This is a genomic window from Gammaproteobacteria bacterium, from assembly GCA_029881255.1.
Lineage (GTDB): Bacteria > Pseudomonadota > Gammaproteobacteria > S012-40 > S012-40 > JAOUMY01.
The window spans coordinates 45,181-62,834 of the sequence record JAOUMY010000003.1 but is presented as its reverse complement, the minus strand read 5'-3'; the positions used below and the strand labels follow the sequence as shown (position 1 = coordinate 62,834).

Genomic DNA, 17,654 nt, shown 5'->3' with positions numbered 1-17,654 from the left:
ATCAGGCTTCCACTCTTAGGCTATGGCGGGCGATGGGTTGGATTAACAAGATTTGGGATCCGGCGCCGATACTGCCGGGCACCAGTGGTCTACCCTTAGTATCGACGCCAAATTGAGAACAAATGGCTTTGGCTGTCTCAAGCAGTGTTTCCCAGGCGAAGGCGGTGAGTGAGTCTGTCCAGATGTCGACGATGGCGCGTGGGCCTTGCAATTCATTAAATGCTGACATCAACAAACCACTTGGTGAGGAACTGCTACCAACACCGAGCGGAATCGGAATCTCGACAACGCCGCTTTGATCGCACTCTACAGTTGCGGTTATGGTGACGATTCCGCTGGATAAATCGATTCTAGTTTTATCACTGTGCAGGAGGAGTTCACTGTCGCCGTGAGTCCACACTACCAGTGGAGTTGAATTGCGTGGTAAGTCGAGTACAAATCTCACCACCGAATCGACTATGCGTTGCGCATCTCGTCTCGGCACTTTGACAATTTTTTTTGTGAGTTCACCGGCATTGAGCACCAACAGATCTTTGGCGTCCGGCAACCACTTAAAAGAATTTTGTTTGATCGAAAAAAACGAAGGATCAAAGTCCGCCATAAGTTCGACTCCTTTCGAAAGTTATTGCAGACGTGGAACAGGATTACAGATTAAAACCAAAATTCTAATTTAGCAATGAATTTTATTTTTGCTTTATTTCGGTCGACGTAATTTTTTCAATTCTAAATAAAACACTCTGGAATTACGTAATTTATTGATTCGAGATTCAGTGAATAGTCGCGTTGCTGTGTTAAAAAATGCACTTAATTATTTTGTTTGTTGATTAACAATTGAAAGTTTTTGCTTTCGATTGTCGACCGAGTTCTAATCGAAAGCCAGTAGTGAGGGCAAAACCGTAGACGAGAAATACGCCAAAAAATTTGTCGCTCCTACAAGTAGTGTCTCCCACGTCATGCAAAGCATGATAGGCGCCTCCGCGCGCTATGCCACCATCTGGGTGGCATCTTGAAAATACACACGGTTCGGTTAGTGGGGTCTGCAAGTAGAGACTAGTTTCCAGAACGGTAGTAATTGCTATCCACCGTATCGATTCACCCCTTAGCAAATCGAACACGTCAGAAATAACAGATGATGCTCTACTGACCTAGCATCTAGCCCAATTTCATTGGCGGTTTACGGCTAATTTTCCCTTGTTTGCATCGTGGATTTGCTATTAAATCAACACTGTTGAAATCGTAGCCGTGGTATATGCGGAACCCCGTATCTCGGGAAACGAGGGGCCTCCTATATTAAGGATACGGGGAAACCCCCTATGTGGATCTTCAAATGGGCATCGAGCGCGGAAATTCTAGAGGGGTATATTCAAATAGTTACGGGGGATTTGTGATGGGCTATTTAAGAATATTAATCTCGTGCCATATATTGAGCTGTTAGAAATTATTATCAGGAATACTATATGATCGATGGCGAATGTTTTTGCGGAACAATAAAGTACAAGATCGATGGCGAACTTATTAAAGCTCGAGCCTGTCATTGTTCGCGCTGTCGTAAAGCATTTAGTGGTGCTTCTTCAGCCTATGCAGAGTTGTCTGATCCTGGTTCATTAACATGGGACAAAGGAGAGGCTAACCTTCAAAGCTATGAATCCCAAGAAGGTTGGGGACTTGCATTTTGTAAGACGTGCGGAACCACATTATGTGGAACCTACCAAGGAAAAGTGCATGGCATAACCCTTGGAACAGTTAATGGAGATCCCGGCGTAGAAATAGAAGCACACATCTTTGTTGGTTCAAAAGCGCCATGGGATCATATTGGCGGACAAGCACCACAATTTAAAGAATGGCAAGAATAATTCTAGCAAGCCAATCAAGATCGCACGCAAAAGGCGCGTGCTGGGACCGCCGAACTGCGGCGGCCATTTATTGAATCGTTGAGGCTGTAGGAAAACTCGAATGTATAAAAATATTTTTGAATTATGGGGTAGCAAAACCATTCCTGAGGTTGCGCTTGTCGAACACATGGCTTCTCAGGAGGTCGGTTTTTCTGTAAAAAATCGTACCAGGGTTTTTCTACGGCCTCGTTATGCACACTATGTATTTTCAACAAAATACAAAAGAGATTCTATATGACTAGAATGTTAATAAATACTCTGGCCTCTGCTATTTTGATTTGGGTATCAGGACTGCAAGCCTCATTGGCCTCAAACGAAACACAACCTACCGTGGCAATAGGAATCGGTTCCAGAGTAGTGGATATCCGGTATTTTATATCAAAAACAGATGTGGTTTCGTTAGGATTTTCTGTATTTCGCAACAATTGGCGTACTCAGAATTTAACTCATAACGAAATTAGAACGGCTGTGGGGTATCGGAAATACTTTCAACACGCAGATATAAGGTCGTTCGTTTTGATTGAGGGAGTGTATGGAATGGCTTTTGGAGAACAATTTGAAAAGGAGACATCCTACGGGATGTATCCTGGGATTGGTTTGGAACGCAGCGTTGGAGGGAGCCTTAACCTCGAAGGAAGTGTAGGGGCAGATTTTTGGCTGGATGACTCCGTGGGTACAGTTCAAGTACCTGCATATAGAATAGGATTAAGCTATCTATTCTAGAATAAGCATAACAAGCGACTGTTGTGTCAACCTCAACGCTAAACGTTAATATGCCCATGCAGTTTTGTCTCGCACCATGGCGTTTAGCATCACAATAAATTTTCTCAAACATGCGGTGATCGCGACCTTTTTGTGTTTTCCCTGCGAGATGCGAGACAAGCTGGAGATAAAATACCTTTGAAACGCATTCAAGACGAACAGTTCAGAGCAATATTGTATGTTGGAAGATTCAGCCTTCTGAGTGTAATGCTGTTTGTGCTTCTGTCGGGATGCGCGATGGAATCCATCCTGGATAAGGATGAAAAATTTCACGTTGTCAGAAACGAACAGCAAATATTTCTAAAAAGTGGCCTTATACAGGTCGCGCTGATATCGGGTGAGCATCGTTCCGGACACCGCCTGATGACAGACGACGGTATCGTATACCTCTATCGTCGTGACGGCGACGAACAGTTCAAATTCCATAGAAAAGATATCAACTATGTGACAATGACTTCTCACTGGAAGGGGATGAGCGAGGGCGTTAAAAAAGGCGCATTCTATATCGGAGGTGGTTATGCCCTGGCAGTATCACTGGTGGATCCAACAATGGCCCTTTTCGTGGGTCTTTACGGCGGTCTGACTGGCGCTTTTATCGGTGGTGTCGGTGGCGCTGTATTTGGCCATCGCGATATTTATGTATTCGACCTGGTCTCGCCGCCGAGCTCTGAAGTGGAGATAAAACCCTCTAGTCTGATTGAACTGGATAGGCGGGGTATAAATAAGAAAGAGAGTACGGATTTTCTCGATATAGAGGAGTGATTATAAAAAATGGTGGCACACTATGTGTTCTAGTTTGCCTTGCAGGTAAAAACAATTTCCGGTCTAGATCTACAAAAGAAAGGCTTTAGTGTATATACGTATTCTGGTGTAGTTGATTCGGTGTGCTGGCATGAAGGTCGCCAAGGTTAAGTAAGCCGCTTAAGGTTATATGGACTGTACGTATTTCTATATCTCAAATAGCTATCTAACTACTTACTAACAAGATGAAAAGAAGAATTATTCGAAATTTGGTGTTGTGTTGTACTGTTCTATTATTCAGTCTTCAAGTGCTCGCTGATGAAGCAGAGAAACAAATGGAGAACTATCTAGAACTCGGGATTTCCAATCATTATTCAACCCAGGTAGTTTCGATTGGCGGTTTATCTAAAGGTGATAACTTCCACGCTTATGTAAGCATAGGGTTTCCAACATTATTAAATGTCGGTTTCGCTTGGGCATTAAATACCGACGGAACGGGAATAAATGCGAGGGTGGGAGTCATTGGTGGTTCTATAGGCGGCTGGAGTTCTTCCATATCGTATGGTTTCAGTCCTGAAAAGAACAAAATCTTATTCCTTGGAATGGGCTATGTGAGCACCTTTAAAGGGCTTGGAATTAACGGCGGAGACTTCGCAAGAGATATGCAGTTTGCCTTTTTTTATCCAGTTATTTCGCTGATGCACAAATGGCGATAAAACAAACAATAGTACCAAGTGCGCTCTAGAGCTTCCTACGGTTGAGTTGACACCCAGAGCGAACATTTCAGATCCGGAAAAATGTCGCAACCACAAACCCGATCGCTCAATTTCTACAAAGCCAAACTCGTCCTATCCACCACTCTTCGCATCACAAAACTCGACTGCACCCCGGTCACGCCTTCGATGCGCGTAATTTTGTTGAGCAACAAAACTTGATACGCGTCCATGTCTTTCACGACTGCCTTTAATTGATAGTCCGCGCTCTGGCCGGTGATCAGCAAACACTCCATGATCTCCGGCAACTCGCTAATCTTTTGTTCGAAGTTTTCAAAGCGCTCAGGGGTGTGTCTGTCCATGGATATGTGAATCAAGGCGGTCAGGGTCAGGCCGAGTTTGCGGGCATCGCATAGCGCGCGATAACCAGCAATGATGCCGGACTCTTCCAATGCTCGAACCCGTCGCAATACCGGCGAGGGAGAGAGGCCGATCTTGTCCGCAAGGTCTTGATTGCTAATCCGTCCATCCTGCTGCAGGATGGCCAGGATCTCGCGGTCATAGCGGTCGGGAGTGAAATTATCTGCCATAGTGATAATAATATCGGCAATAATCTATTAATCAAGAGCGAAAATCGGGCACAAATAGCAAGATAATGCCCCGGGGATTGGGCTATGCTTTCTACACGACGGCTAAACAGGCTTGAGTCGTGACCAAGACTCCGAAAAGCGGGCCTTACCGGGACTGCCAGATGGAAACTGATACCAGAGGTGGAAATCGATGTGGGTCAAACCAGTGGCGCAAAAGGATACACAATGAAGCAGTTTAATCACAGTAAATACCGCCCGGCGACGGGCGTAAATCTGGCGAATCGGCAATGGCCGACCCGAGTCATCGAGCAGGCACCGGTGTGGGCCAGCGTGGATTTACGCGATGGTAACCAGGCCCTACTCGAACCGATGACGGTAACACAGAAGCGCCGCCTGTGGGCCTTGTTGGTCAAGCTGGGTTTTAAACAAATCGAGGTAGGTTTCCCGTCGGCCAGTCAGCACGATTATGATTTTGTGCGCTGGCTGATTGAGGAAAACCAGATTCCCGATGACGTCACGGTACAGGTATTGGTGCAGGCGCGTGAGGCTCTCATTCAGCGTACGTTTGAATCGCTGATCGGTATCAAGCGCGCTATTGTGCACGTGTATAACTCCACCTCTACGATTCAACGCGAGCGTGTTTTCGGAATGGACCGCGAGGGCATAAAGGCGATTGCAGTGAATGGCGCAACGTGGGTACAAGACGAAGCGAAAAAATATCCGAATGTGGATTGGACCTTTGAATATTCCCCCGAGAGTTTTACCAGTACCGAGATGGATTACGCCGTGGAAGTCTGCGACGCGGTCACCGATGTGTGGCAACCGACGCCGCAACACAAATGCATCATCAATCTGCCGTCTACCGTCGAAGTCGCCACGCCGAATGTGTTTGCCGACCAGGTCGAATATTTTGCTACGCGCGTGAAGCGTCGCGACAGCATCGTGCTTTCGGTACACACCCATAACGATAGAGGTTGTGCGGTGGCCTCTGCCGAGCTGGCGATCATGGCCGGTGCCGATCGTGTCGAAGGGACTTTATTGGGTAATGGCGAGCGTACCGGCAATATGGACGTGGTCACCATGGCCATGAATCTGTATAGCCAGGGTATTGATCCGCAACTGGATTTGTCTAACCCGGACGAGATTATCCACGTCGTTACCGAGTGCACCAATATCCCTTTAAATCCGCGTCACCCGTGGATAGGCGAGCTGGTATATACCGCGTTTTCCGGCAGTCATCAGGACGCGATACGCAAATGTCTGCACAAACAAAGAGACGACGAGCATTGGCAGGTGGCCTATCTGCCTATCGACCCCAAAGACTTGGGGCGCGACTACCAGGCTGTGATACGCGTCAATAGCCAATCGGGTAAGGGCGGCGTTGCCTTCGTCATGGAGCGTGATTTTGGTTTGCAATTGCCCCGTTGGGTACAGACCGAGCTGGCGACCCATGTTCAGAAAGTCAGTGAGACGCAAAGCGGCGAAGTCGATAGCGCACAGATCTATGAAATCTTTCGCGAACACTATGTACACGATCAGTCGCCGTTGAGTTTGCACGGCTTCCACATCGACAAGAACGGTCGAGACGTGATTGAAGCGCGGATTAGTAATCAACAGGGTGAGCACACCATGCACGGTGAAGGTGAGGGCACCATGGCCGCCTTCGTCGATGCCTGGCAACAACATTGCGGGCAACAAATCAGTATCGTTGACTATAGCGAACATGCGATGGAAGAGGGCACCGATGCAGTCGCGGTCGCCTATGTGCACGCCAATATCGATGGCCAACGCATCATCGGCGTGGCCTTTGATCAGGACACGATTAGTGCATCGTTGAAGGCCTTGTTGTCGGCGATCAATCGTCACTTTATACGCGCCGGGGTGGATGTGCGCATTGCTGCTAAGTCTGCAAACAAACCGCAGTTGAGTACTATTACCGGCTGAGTTTGTCAGCCGGTGTATGGAATCCCCGAATCGGCGGCAAAAAAGTGTCGAACCCTTGACGGGGTCTGATTTAGGCTTTTTAAGTCGCTGATTTCAATGCCCAATTCTGGGGCATGCTTCTTGCTCAAAGCATTCCGTTATGCAAACAGACGGAACCAGCGGAGCACATTTCTTGGCCAAGACCAAACCAGGCAAGCCAAATCCCAAAGAGCTGCAAGAGGCTTTTAACGCTTTTAATGGCGTAGCCGATCAGCTTACGGCGACTTGTCGCGACACGAGTATGATGAGTCTTTGTGACCTAAAGATCATATTGGCCTTAGGACTAAAGACGTTTAGGTGACGTATACTCTCTCATCAATACCACGTAACTGCCACGCCCATACTTATACCGCTGCCATCAGCGGTATAGTTGCTCGTGGAATCATTAATCTGGTACTTGACGATTTGTACACGCGTAAAAAACAGCAAGGCGATTGCATAGGTATCCATGTAATTTGGATTGCCACCGTCGAATACATAGTTGTATTCGACAGTGTATCCGAGCGCATTTTTGAAATACGTGTAGTCTTGGCACAGGCCAGTGAATTCGCATTCTAGAACGGGTTTTATGTGATAAACCACACCACCGCCAATCATATGCTTTTTTTCCCGGCCCAGTCGAATGAGTCCGGTTCCTTCTGCCACCCACCGCCTGAACCCTGCGCCGCCATTGTCGCCAGTTTGTCTAACAGACATAAAGCCGATTCCCGCTCTAGTTTCAAAATAGTTATTTCGAAGAGTTGAGCCGACTATAACGGAAGCTCCATTTCCGGCGTAAGTTGTTCCTTTCGTCCCATCGGTATAACCGATTTCCAACAATCTGTCTCCGCCAAGGCCAAGTGCTAGGCTGAGGTAACCGCTGAGATCAAGGCTGCTTGCTTGTGTCTGGTTAAATGGGAATAAAAAAACACTTAGTAGTAGCAGTTTGTATGTTTTTGTCATCGACTTCTTCTCATGATGATTTGACGTTTGCTTACAAGGCTTAGCCTTTATCCAACTTGTTGCTTGCCTTCCAGGTTTTGGCGCCGTCTGTTGTTTTCCATGTTCTACCGGAACAAATCAGGCTCATGGTATTCGGGTCACTTTCGCTAACTTTCAGGGCGCCACACCGTCTTCCAGGCGTATCGACAGTTCGCCAAGTTTTTCCGTCGCTAGTGCGTATGTAGAATTCCTCGTTAAAGAGATTCTCAATACGTGGGCTGATTACAAGGGTGTCGTTAGACTCCAAAATACTTGGTATATCACGTATAGATTCCGGTAGCGAAATAGCCGAAAAAGATTTCAATTTGCTGTCACTTTCCCAAATGCCGAAATTTCCGCTTTTTTCACGCGAATTTGCGTAAACGTAATATTTGTCGGGACCGAGATATACACCATAGGATTCAGAGCCATAGTTGTTAAGATACTCGTTCGCCGCGAACTGAGGCTGGCGACTTACCGTACTTTTATGTGCCGTAGTCCAGGAAACACCGGCGTTTCGGGAAACAAATATAGACCCAGCTTTATCGATGAGCATTAATTTTTGTTTGTCTAGAATCCGGATAGTGTCGGCTACTATGCCGTCAGGCAAACTGCGTTTGTATGCCTTTTTTCCATCTACGACGAATAGTTTACTCGGGGGGAATAGACATGCGACAATTTTTTCATGCGACTTGCAATTGCTCATATCAAGCGTCGTATCTATGTCAATAGGGGTTTCCAAAGGAGAGTTCTTGTTGGATAAATCATATCTCGCAATGCTTCCGATAGGGCCTAGTACATATCCTTTGACGTTTAGCGGTCTAGTTTTGTCATCCATACGAGAAATTAGCGTATTGCGGGTGATATGATTACGAATATTATTTATCTTATTTCCTTTAACGTACTTGTTCGGAATCAGAGATATTTCGGTCAAGTTAATCTTTGTCGATTCATTTGGGTAGGCGTTGTTAAGAAAATATTTCATTTCTTCATTGTTGTCCAAATACCAAATAAAAAACTGATTAGTTTTGCTTTGTATTTCAATATTTAGCAATCCGAAATTGGTGACTCTTTTGGAGTTAATAGTGAATGCTAGATTAATGGGGTAGCGATTATATAAGTTGGTTCCGGGTATAGGAACGTTTACAGAATTTATCGTATGATTTCCAGGTGAATGTAAAAATTTTATTTTTCCGCCGAATCGAGAATTTCCTCGTTCTACACCGTCGATAACGACACTTGCGTATTTAAAATTTGGAATACTGGTTGAAATTATCTCGCCAACAAGTAGTCCAGACTTTTCGTGTCCTTCCGGTACTAATGTGTGTTCCACAGGTGTTGTTACGCACGAAAATAGGAAAAGTAAATTCGTTGTTAGAGCTAATTTATAGATTATATTTTTCAAATTGGCGGTTCTCATGAGTGGCGCATATTGCTATGTATATCGTCGGACGTGTTTCTATCTTTAAGTAGGTGCGTGGCAGTTTAGGATCGGCGTTGTTCGATGACGACGATGTAATTGGTATGTTGTCTGTGTTAACTAGTCTTGTAGTATTCGTATAGAACGTTTACAAATATTTAGATCGAGAAATTGTTTGGGAATAAATCCAATAGTGCAGAAAGTAATGCGTGTTTTTTTGTGCCATATGCCAGTTATAGGGAGAGGATTGCTTGAAACTTGATGAAAGAGTTGGAGTTGTTCTGTCGGTTTATCGGAAAATTATGGTTTTGTTGGCAAAAATTGTTATAGATGCGCGTTTGGCTAGTCCGATAGATGTATCAAATACCAAAGAGGAAAGTTTAGATGCGTTTTTATTTTCCAAAGCTGATCACTATCTCGCCTATTCTTCTACTTTCCTCTTGCTTAAATGAATTCCCACTTGATAATCAGGCTCCTGTCGTCCATGCCGGTACGGATCAAAATATTGCTACCGGATCGCTTGTTAAGCTTGATGGTAGCTTGAGCGTGGATCCAGAGGGAAGTCGTATTACCTATAGCTGGAAATTTGTTGACGTTCCAGAAAACAGCGCGGCAACTTTATCGAATCCGACCACTGTTGCGCCCTCATTTATTGCAGACTTGGATGGTGTATATCGAGTTTCCCTCGTCGTGCACGATGAACTTGATAAGTTTGCTGACGATGAAGTGGTGATTGTAGCAAGTACAAAAAATTCTGCTCCTGTTGCAAACGCGGGTAGAGATTCGTCAGCAAAACCCGGTGATAAGGTTACGCTCGACGGGTCTCTTAGTTCGGATTTTGATAGTGACATGCTCACTTATCTTTGGACGTTGGTCGCGCCAGACGGAAGTTCCGCAAGTTTATCTGACGCTACGGCTGCGAGACCTAGTTTCGTTGCCGATGTAGTTGGTGTGTATCGCGCAACATTGGTGGTGAACGACGGAAACCTTGAAAGCGCCGCTGACGAGGTTTTAGTATCAGTCGCATTCCAGGCTGTCCCGATTGCCCACGCAGGAGAAAACCAAACTGCAATCCTGGGTAGGCTAGTTACACTGGACGGTAGCGCTAGCTCGGATGCAAACAACGACTTCATAACGTATAGCTGGTACGTGGTCTCCGTACCTGCTTCCAGTAACGTGATTTCATTGAACAATGCCGCTACAGTTAGTCCGAGTTTTACCCCAGATGTTGAAGGCACATATATTTTCTCACTCACTGTTAATGATGGTACGGACAACAGCAGCCCAGCGACAGTATCAGTACTTGCGGCGGTTGATGCGCCGCCGGTTTCCAGTGCGGGAAGCTCAAAATATGTTACCACTGGAAGCGTGGTGACGCTGGATGGAAGTGCAAGTTATGATCCCAATGGACAACTTCTCTCGTACACTTGGACGACAGTATCGCTTCCAACAGGCAGTATTTCGACTCTGTCGAGCAACAGCGTCGTTTCCCCAAGCTTTACGGCCGACGTGGATGGAGACTATGTTTTTTCCTTGGTCGTTAGCGATGGACAGTTACAAAGTAGCAGTTCAACTGTAACGATTACGGCCGGTGCACCTAATAGTCCGCCGAATGCGCACGCAGGTCCTAGACGATCGTTAATCGTCGGAAATGCGGCTTATCTCAATGCTAGCTTAAGCATCGACCCAGACGGTTCTCCAATTACTTACCTGTGGTCGATTGTGTCTGTACCGGTCGGAAGCAGTGTTACGGCATTGTCTGATCCTACTGTTGTTAATCCAACTTTCGTTGCAGATGTTGAAGGATACTATGTGATATCACTGGTGGTGAACGATGGATATTTTAGTAGTAGCCCAGCCACGGTAACTATTAGTGCGGGCGCAAATATGCCGCCTGTTGCACATGCGGGATATGATAGATCTGTCTTAACCGGATCCCTGGTTGGTCTCGACGGATCACTAAGTACAGACAAGGATGGTTCTATATCTACTTATTCCTGGAATATCGTTTCTGTGCCTACTGGAAGCACACTAAGTATGCTGAATGAACCACTTTCGAGGATTCCTAGTTTTACTCCCGATGTAGATGGAAGCTATGTAATATCGTTATCGGTAAGCGACGGGGTGCTGACGAGTCTATTAAGCCAAGTAGTGATTACTGCCGCGCAAAATGTACCTCCAGTTGCTGACGCTGGTCGTGATCAAACGGTTTTAAGCGGTTCATATGTCGAGCTTTCAGGGGTCGCTAGCAAGGATAATAACGGAGACAACCTGAGTTACTCCTGGTCTATAAATTCAGTACCTGCGACAAGTGGTCTTAGTTTGCTTGATACGCCTACTAGCGTATCGTCGGGATTTGTAGCTGATGTTGACGGCAGCTATGTTATAAATTTAGTTGTGAACGATGGAGTATCCGATAGTGCTGTCGATACTGTCATAATTACTGCAGGTAGCGGAAATGTCGCGCCTGTCGCATACGCAGGAGCTGATCACGCGGTAGCAGTTGGCTCTTCACCCTTTGTCTTTGGCTATCAGAGTTACGATGTTAATTATGACGCGCTGAATTACAACTGGACACTTATTTCTTCTCCGGCCGGTAGTAACGCGACTATCGTCGATCCTGGCGCCAAGTATTTCCAATTTCAAGCAGACCTCATTGGTGACTACGTTTTTAGTCTCATCGTCAACGATGGCACATTGAGTAGTCAAACAGATACGGTAACGATTACAGCAGTTACACCGCAAGTTGTTGCATACGATACAGAGGATTTTCCGCTGCGCGGTTCAATTGGTGTCAACTATGGTTTGTTCGAAATCACTGGTTTATCCTCTGGCGTTACATATAGGGCGACGATTTCAAATACGACGGCTTCTTCGATTTCTCTTTCATTGTATAGTGAGGGTTCGTTTAGCGGCACTTATTGCTTTACCCATTTCGAGTGCGATTTGACTGCCAGTGGAAGTTCGATGTTCTTGCTGGTTGACACGCTCTACAGCGATAACGGTGGTGAATTTTCAATTACTATAGAACCGGCCCCAAGTCCGATTGTAATGGATTTGTCAGAGTTTCCCGATACTTCTGGCAGCGCCCATAAAGGCAAGGTCTATTATGAGGTAACCGGTCTTGCAATTGGAACGGCCTACTATTTTAACTTGGCGAGCATGACTGACTCGGGAACATATCTTAGTGTCTATTCGGACGCAGATTATAGTTCGGTACTTTGCGAACCCTACTACTTCGGCACAGGAGATGACTGTGTAGCTGTCGCTCAGAGTACAAGTGCATATATAGTGGTCGATGCGAGCATAAGCTATTCGGGTTCAGATTTCGTCCTGGAAATTCTCGAATTTAGTGTAACTCCACAAGCGCTATCGCTAAGTACTCCCTTTGATGACACGATAGTAAAAGACGAATACCGATATTATCGCGTCGATGGCTTAATCGCTGGAGGTTTATATTCGATTGAGGTTTCGAATCAGACCGACGACGTAGATGTCTGGGTGTACGACGACGATAACTATGCACGTACGGTTTGTGATGTTGCGTATGCAGGAACGTGGAACGACTCCTGTATCGCAAGCTCCAGCGGTAGCTCGTTATATATCCGCGTAGACGAAAAGAACTCGTTTTCTGACAGCGCTAATTTTACGCTGACGGTAAATCCTTTGTGATTCTGCTGCTGTATGGATTCCCCGAATCCGCGGCAAAAAAGTGACGAAGCCTTGACGGGGTCTGATTTAGCCTTTTTAACTCTCTGAATTTAAAGCCCTAAACAGGGGCATGCTTCTTGCTCAAAGCATTCCGTTATGCAAACAGACGGAATCATCGGAGCACATTTCTTGGCCAAGACCAAACCAGGCAAGCCAAATCCCAAAGAGCTGCAAGAGGCTTTTAACGCTTTTAATGGCGTAGCCGATCAGCTCACGGCGACTTATCGTGCCCTGGAAGATCACATCTCCAATCTCAGTGAAGAGCTGAATTCCGCGCAACACGATCATGGCGAACAACTGGCGGAAAACGCGCGGCTCGCCTCCCGTCTCAGCAATCTACTGGATGCACTGCCCGCCGGAGTTGTGGTTATCGATAACCGCGGCCGTATTCAAGAGACCAATCCAGCTGCGCGCGAATTACTTGCGATGGAACTCGACGGCGCGCTGTGGCGCGATGTGGTCGAACAAGGTTTTCTGCAATCCGGTGGCTCCTTTACCGGTCAGGAAGCGATTACGCTCGCTGGTCGTTGGGTGTCGATTTCCACCTGTCCTTTAGGTAACGAGCCGGGGCAGATAATTCTACTCAACGACATCACCGAAGCTCGCGGTCTGCAAACCGCCCTCGAACGTTACAAGCGTCTATCCGCCATGGGCGAGATGAGTGCCAAGGTTGCCCATCAGATACGCACACCGCTGGCCTCGGCACTGTTATATGTTTCCAATCTGACCAAGCAAGGCATTAAAGAAACCGATCGCAATCGTTTTGCCGACAAGGCGCTGGATCGCATGCGTCACATGGAAAAAGTGGTCAACGATATGTTGTCCTTCACCCGTGACGCGGCGACGGTGTTACAGGAAGTCGACCTCGGACAGCTACTCAACGACCTTGGCCAATATATGGAAGCGCAGGTGAGTGAGGCCGGTGCGATGTTACACCTCCAGCCGCCGCAACAAGAGATCCTGTTGCGCGCCAATCGCGATGCCTTGTTGAGCGTAATGCAAAACCTGGTTTCCAATGCGCTACAGGCCTGTGGCGAACAGGCACAGATTCACATCGTCACTGATTTACCGAGACAAACACAGAGTTTGCCCTCGGTAGATATTTATATCGCCGACAACGGTCCCGGCATTTCTGCCGAAGATCAGAAGCGAATTTTTGAGCCGTTTTTTACCACCAAGTCCAAAGGCACAGGCCTGGGCCTGGCCGTCGCCCAGAACGTCGTCCAGGCCCATGGCGGCAGCCTGTGGTTGGGTAAAAGCGATGAACAAGGAACGACTTTTGTTATGCGCCTGCCGATTATGAACAGCACACCCGCCCCCGAATCCAAGAGGAGTCAAGCATGAGCCACACCAGCGTACTGATCGTAGAAGACGATGCGAGTTTGCGCGAGGCGCTCACCGACACTTTGCAGATCGCAGGTTATAACGTGCTCGAAGCAGACAACGGTCACGCGGCGCTGGAGTGTCTGGAAAACGATAACGTCGGCATGGTGATTAGCGATGTGCAAATGGACGGCATGGATGGTCACACACTGCTGAAAAAAATGCGCGAGCTACATCCGGAAATTCCGACGGTGTTGATGACTGCCTACGGCACTATCCAGAAAGCCGTCGAAGCCATGCACGATGGCGCGATTGATTATTTGGTTAAGCCTTTCGAGGCCGAAGTGCTGGTGAATATGGTTGCCAATCATGTGTTGGGGCAGGAGACTGTCGACGGCGACATGATTGCCGAAGATCCAAAAACAAAAGAGGTTTTGGCACTCGTCGCCAAGGTCGCCGACAGCGAAGCAACGGTGTTGATTTCTGGTGAGAGCGGTACCGGTAAAGAAGTCTTTGCCCATCAGATTCATCAAATGTCGCCGCGGCATAAAGGTCCGTTTGTGGCGCTCAATTGCGCCGCGATTCCGGAAAACATGCTCGAAGCGATGTTGTTCGGATATGAAAAAGGCGCGTTTACCGGCGCATATAAATCCAGCCCGGGTAAGTTTGAACTGGCCAATGGCGGCACACTATTACTCGATGAAATTTCCGAGATGGACATCGGCCTGCAAGCCAAACTCTTGCGTGTGTTACAGGAGCGCGAAGTCGAACGTCTAGGCGGAAATAAACTTATTCCCCTGGATGTGCGCGTACTCGCCACCACCAACCGCGACATGAAAAAGGAAGTCGCCAACGGACGTTTTCGTGAAGACTTGTATTACCGCCTCAATGTCTTTCCTATTCATTTACCGCCGCTGCGTGATCGCAAACAAGACGTGGTGCCATTGATGCAATTTTTACTGCGTCGGCATACGCGCAGTGGTGGACCAGTGCCAGAACTCAGCGATGCTGCACAGCAAAAACTGATGGGGCATAGCTGGCCAGGAAACGTGCGTGAACTGGACAACGTCGCCCAGCGTGCGCTGATTTTGCAGGTCAATCAACGCATCGACGATGAACAAATCATGTTTGAACCTTCGTCGATGAATACTAGCTCGCCCAGCAGTGCAAGCGCGCCAAGGCCCATAGAAACAGACGACGAAAATTCGCAAGGGCAACTCGGTGACAGTCTGCGCGACAGAGAACACGTTTTGATATTGGAGGCCTTAAAGGCGTCCAACGGTAGCCGCAAAACTGCGGCAGAAAAACTCGGCGTCAGTCAGCGCACCTTGCGCTACAAACTGGCGCGCATGCGCGAAGACGGTATCGAAGTCCCCAGCGCCTACGGCAATTTTTAACAGAGGAAGGAGCCGATATGAATGACTTAAATATGAGCCGCATGATGTCAGATTTGCACCGACTTGCTTCGCAGGCGAGGGCGCAGGTGCCACATGTGTCGACTCAAAACGCACAGCCAGTGACCAATGATCAACCCCCCGGTTTTGGTTCACTGTTTCAGAAAGCAGTTAACGAAGTGAATAACGCGCAACAGAATGCGGCGACGTTGAAGAAAGCCTTTGAAGCCGGCGTCGAAGGTGTGGATTTGCCGCAAGTAATGGTAGCGAAGGAAAAGGCCAGCGTCGCATTCGAGGCCTTGCTCACGGTACGCAAGGAATTACTCAAAGCCTATCAAGATGTGATGAGCATGCAGGTGTAGTGGCGAAACGTTTTACTAAACAGGCGTAAAAAAGTATGGCGGTTCCAGCAGAAAATCTTCCTCAAAATCCCAATGCAGCGGGTCGTACCGATATGGCGACGACGGACCTGGATACGCGCCTGCCTGTCGATACCATGCAGGATTATTCCGATGAGGATTTAACTGAAAAGCCGATGGTGGCGCGTTTTCGCGCCTTATCCCGTCGGCAGCAAATGCAGTTGGTTATCGGTGTCGCGGCGGCCTTCACCGTGATTATTGCCATCTTCATGTATACCACCGAAAAGAATTATGAGTTGCTCTATGCAGGTCTCTCGCAACAATCCAGCGCTGATATCGTGCAGGTGTTAGATCAAGAGGGGATACCGTATCAACTGGATGACAAGACCGGTGAGATAAAAGTGCCGGGGGATAAAGTGCATGAGGTACGTTTGCGTCTTGCGACCCAGGGGCTACCTCAGCAGGAAGGTACTGGCTTTGAGATGTTGGCCGAGCAGCAGGGCTTCGGTACCAGCCAGTTTATGGAGCAGGCACGTTATCACAAGGCGATAGAAGGTGAACTTGCCCGTTCGATCACAGCGATGTCATCAATCGAATCTGCGCGTGTGCATCTTGCCATACCTAAACAGTCTGTGTTTATTCGCGATCGCAAAGAACCAACCGCATCGGTGATGGTGAAACTCGGTCGCGGGCTTTCACTCGATGAAAGTCAGGTTGCAGCGATTGTGCATTTGGTCGCATCAAGCATACCCGAACTCAAATCCGATAATGTTACCGTCGTCGACGAACGCGGACGCATGTTAACTAAGCGACACATGTCAGGTGACATGGCGCTGTCTTCTGCGCAATTCGATTTCAAACAAAAGATGGAAGAGTATTACATTCATCGTATCGAACGGATACTGACGCCGGTCGTTGGTTTCGAGGCATTGCGTGCGCAAGTCGATGCCGACATCGACTTCACCATGACCGAGAGCACCGCCGAAAAATTCAATCCGGATTTGCCTTCGATACGCAGTGAACAAACCGTGCGTGAAGAGAGCCGCGGTGGTGATGTAAGCGGCGTACCGGGTGCTCTGACCAATCAACCGCCGGGCGCGGGCGAGGCTCCCGAGACTTTGCCCGCAGACGGCAAAGGTGCTTCTCAGGCCCCGTCTAAGAAGAGTGATCGTTCCACTTTTAACTATGAATTGGATAAAACCATCAGCCACACGCGCAAGGCGCCGGGCACGCTGAAAAGGCTGTCGGTGGCGGTCGTGATGGACGATAAAGTGGTTGTGGGAGCCGACGGCAGTGTTGCCCGCGCCACCTACTCTCCCGAGGAAATCGAGAGTATTCGGTCACTTGTACGCGAGGCGGTAGGGTTTAGCGAACAGCGTGGCGATAGCCTGAATATCATCAACGCCGCCTTCCAGATCTCCCAGGATATTCCGCCAGCACCGAGTGGTCCGCTGTGGGAACAACCCTGGTTTATCGATCTGGCCAAGCAGGGCGTAGGTGTGTTGGCGGTGCTGGTGATCATCCTGCTGGTAGTGCGTCCGGTAATACGCGCCATGACCACGCCGGAAGAGGTCGAGGAAGAGGAACAAGTTCAAGAGGACGAAGGTTCGCAGTCTGCAGAAGACATCCACTACGACCCTCAACGTCCTGGTGGTTTGAGTCTGGAAGACTGGGCGGCGCTTGGCGTCAGTCACGAGGAATACCAACGTATGCTGGAAGTGCTGCGTAAGATGGTGAACGAAGATCCGCGCATCGTGGCGCAGGTTGTGAAGACCTGGCTGGCGCTGGATGAAGAAGAGGATTAAA

16 protein-coding genes are annotated in these 17,654 nt (G+C 48.0%); 12 read left to right on the top strand and 4 right to left on the bottom strand.

What is annotated here, in order from left to right; all coding sequences use genetic code 11:
- Window position 1 precedes the first annotated feature (1 nt).
- Window positions 2-601: a hypothetical protein gene (locus OEZ43_07740; protein ID MDH5545467.1), complete on the bottom strand. Its 600-nt coding sequence runs from the start codon at window positions 599-601 to the stop codon at window positions 2-4.
- A gap of 856 nt (window positions 602-1,457) precedes the next feature.
- Between OEZ43_07740 and OEZ43_07735 the strand changes: the two genes are divergently transcribed.
- From OEZ43_07735 to OEZ43_07720, 4 genes are all read left to right on the top strand, one after another.
- Entirely contained in the window at window positions 1,458-1,853 is a 396-nt protein-coding gene (locus OEZ43_07735) for a GFA family protein (protein MDH5545466.1), read from the top strand.
- A 273-nt stretch (window positions 1,854-2,126) separates the two neighbouring features.
- The gene (locus OEZ43_07730; protein MDH5545465.1) at window positions 2,127-2,615 is read left to right on the top strand and encodes a hypothetical protein; all 489 of its coding nucleotides are present in this window, start codon (window positions 2,127-2,129) and stop codon (window positions 2,613-2,615) included.
- Between the two features lie 276 nt (window positions 2,616-2,891).
- Window positions 2,892-3,416: a hypothetical protein gene (locus OEZ43_07725; GenBank protein ID MDH5545464.1), complete on the top strand. Its 525-nt coding sequence runs from the start codon at window positions 2,892-2,894 to the stop codon at window positions 3,414-3,416.
- 224 nt (window positions 3,417-3,640) lie between these two features.
- Window positions 3,641-4,111 carry a hypothetical protein gene (locus OEZ43_07720; protein MDH5545463.1) on the top strand — a complete coding sequence of 157 codons (471 nt, stop codon included), beginning with the start codon at window positions 3,641-3,643 and terminating at the stop codon, window positions 4,109-4,111.
- A gap of 113 nt (window positions 4,112-4,224) precedes the next feature.
- On the opposite strand, the gene OEZ43_07715 is transcribed toward OEZ43_07720, so the two are convergent.
- A complete protein-coding gene (locus tag OEZ43_07715) occupies window positions 4,225-4,698 on the bottom strand; it encodes an Lrp/AsnC family transcriptional regulator (protein MDH5545462.1) in 474 nt (157 codons plus the stop codon).
- 225 nt (window positions 4,699-4,923) lie between these two features.
- On the opposite strand from OEZ43_07715, the gene leuA reads away from it, so the two are divergent.
- Together leuA and OEZ43_07705 are read left to right on the top strand one after the other, a co-directional pair.
- Window positions 4,924-6,642 (top strand): 2-isopropylmalate synthase, encoded by a 1,719-nt coding sequence (leuA, locus tag OEZ43_07710; protein ID MDH5545461.1) that lies wholly within the window; start codon window positions 4,924-4,926, stop codon window positions 6,640-6,642.
- 139 nt (window positions 6,643-6,781) lie between these two features.
- The gene (locus OEZ43_07705; GenBank protein MDH5545460.1) at window positions 6,782-6,982 is read left to right on the top strand and encodes a hypothetical protein; all 201 of its coding nucleotides are present in this window, start codon (window positions 6,782-6,784) and stop codon (window positions 6,980-6,982) included.
- A 14-nt stretch (window positions 6,983-6,996) separates the two neighbouring features.
- Here OEZ43_07705 and OEZ43_07700 read toward each other — a convergent pair whose 3' ends face one another.
- Entirely contained in the window at window positions 6,997-7,623 is a 627-nt protein-coding gene (locus OEZ43_07700; protein MDH5545459.1) for a hypothetical protein, read from the bottom strand.
- Window positions 7,624-7,663: 40 nt separating this feature from the next.
- Window positions 7,664-8,626 (bottom strand): hypothetical protein, encoded by a 963-nt coding sequence (locus tag OEZ43_07695; GenBank protein MDH5545458.1) that lies wholly within the window; start codon window positions 8,624-8,626, stop codon window positions 7,664-7,666.
- A gap of 686 nt (window positions 8,627-9,312) precedes the next feature.
- Between OEZ43_07695 and OEZ43_07690 the strand changes: the two genes are divergently transcribed.
- The 6 genes from OEZ43_07690 (at window position 9,313) to fliF (ending at window position 17,653) form a co-directional block, all read left to right on the top strand.
- Window positions 9,313-9,513: a hypothetical protein gene (locus OEZ43_07690; protein ID MDH5545457.1), complete on the top strand. Its 201-nt coding sequence runs from the start codon at window positions 9,313-9,315 to the stop codon at window positions 9,511-9,513.
- Window positions 9,446-12,733: a PKD domain-containing protein gene (locus OEZ43_07685; GenBank protein ID MDH5545456.1), complete on the top strand. Its 3,288-nt coding sequence runs from the start codon at window positions 9,446-9,448 to the stop codon at window positions 12,731-12,733. The genes OEZ43_07690 and OEZ43_07685 overlap by 68 nt, the downstream gene beginning before the upstream one ends.
- Window positions 12,734-12,868: 135 nt before the next feature.
- Window positions 12,869-14,116 (top strand): ATP-binding protein, encoded by a 1,248-nt coding sequence (locus OEZ43_07680; protein MDH5545455.1) that lies wholly within the window; start codon window positions 12,869-12,871, stop codon window positions 14,114-14,116.
- Window positions 14,113-15,492, top strand: a complete 1,380-nt coding sequence (locus OEZ43_07675; GenBank protein ID MDH5545454.1) for a sigma-54 dependent transcriptional regulator — start codon at window positions 14,113-14,115, stop codon at window positions 15,490-15,492. The genes OEZ43_07680 and OEZ43_07675 overlap by 4 nt, the downstream gene beginning before the upstream one ends.
- A 17-nt stretch (window positions 15,493-15,509) precedes the next feature.
- The gene (gene fliE, locus OEZ43_07670) at window positions 15,510-15,851 is read left to right on the top strand and encodes a flagellar hook-basal body complex protein FliE (GenBank protein MDH5545453.1); all 342 of its coding nucleotides are present in this window, start codon (window positions 15,510-15,512) and stop codon (window positions 15,849-15,851) included.
- Between the two features lie 35 nt (window positions 15,852-15,886).
- Window positions 15,887-17,653, top strand: a complete 1,767-nt coding sequence (gene fliF, locus OEZ43_07665; GenBank protein ID MDH5545452.1) for a flagellar basal-body MS-ring/collar protein FliF — start codon at window positions 15,887-15,889, stop codon at window positions 17,651-17,653.
- Window position 17,654: the final 1 nt, after the last annotated feature.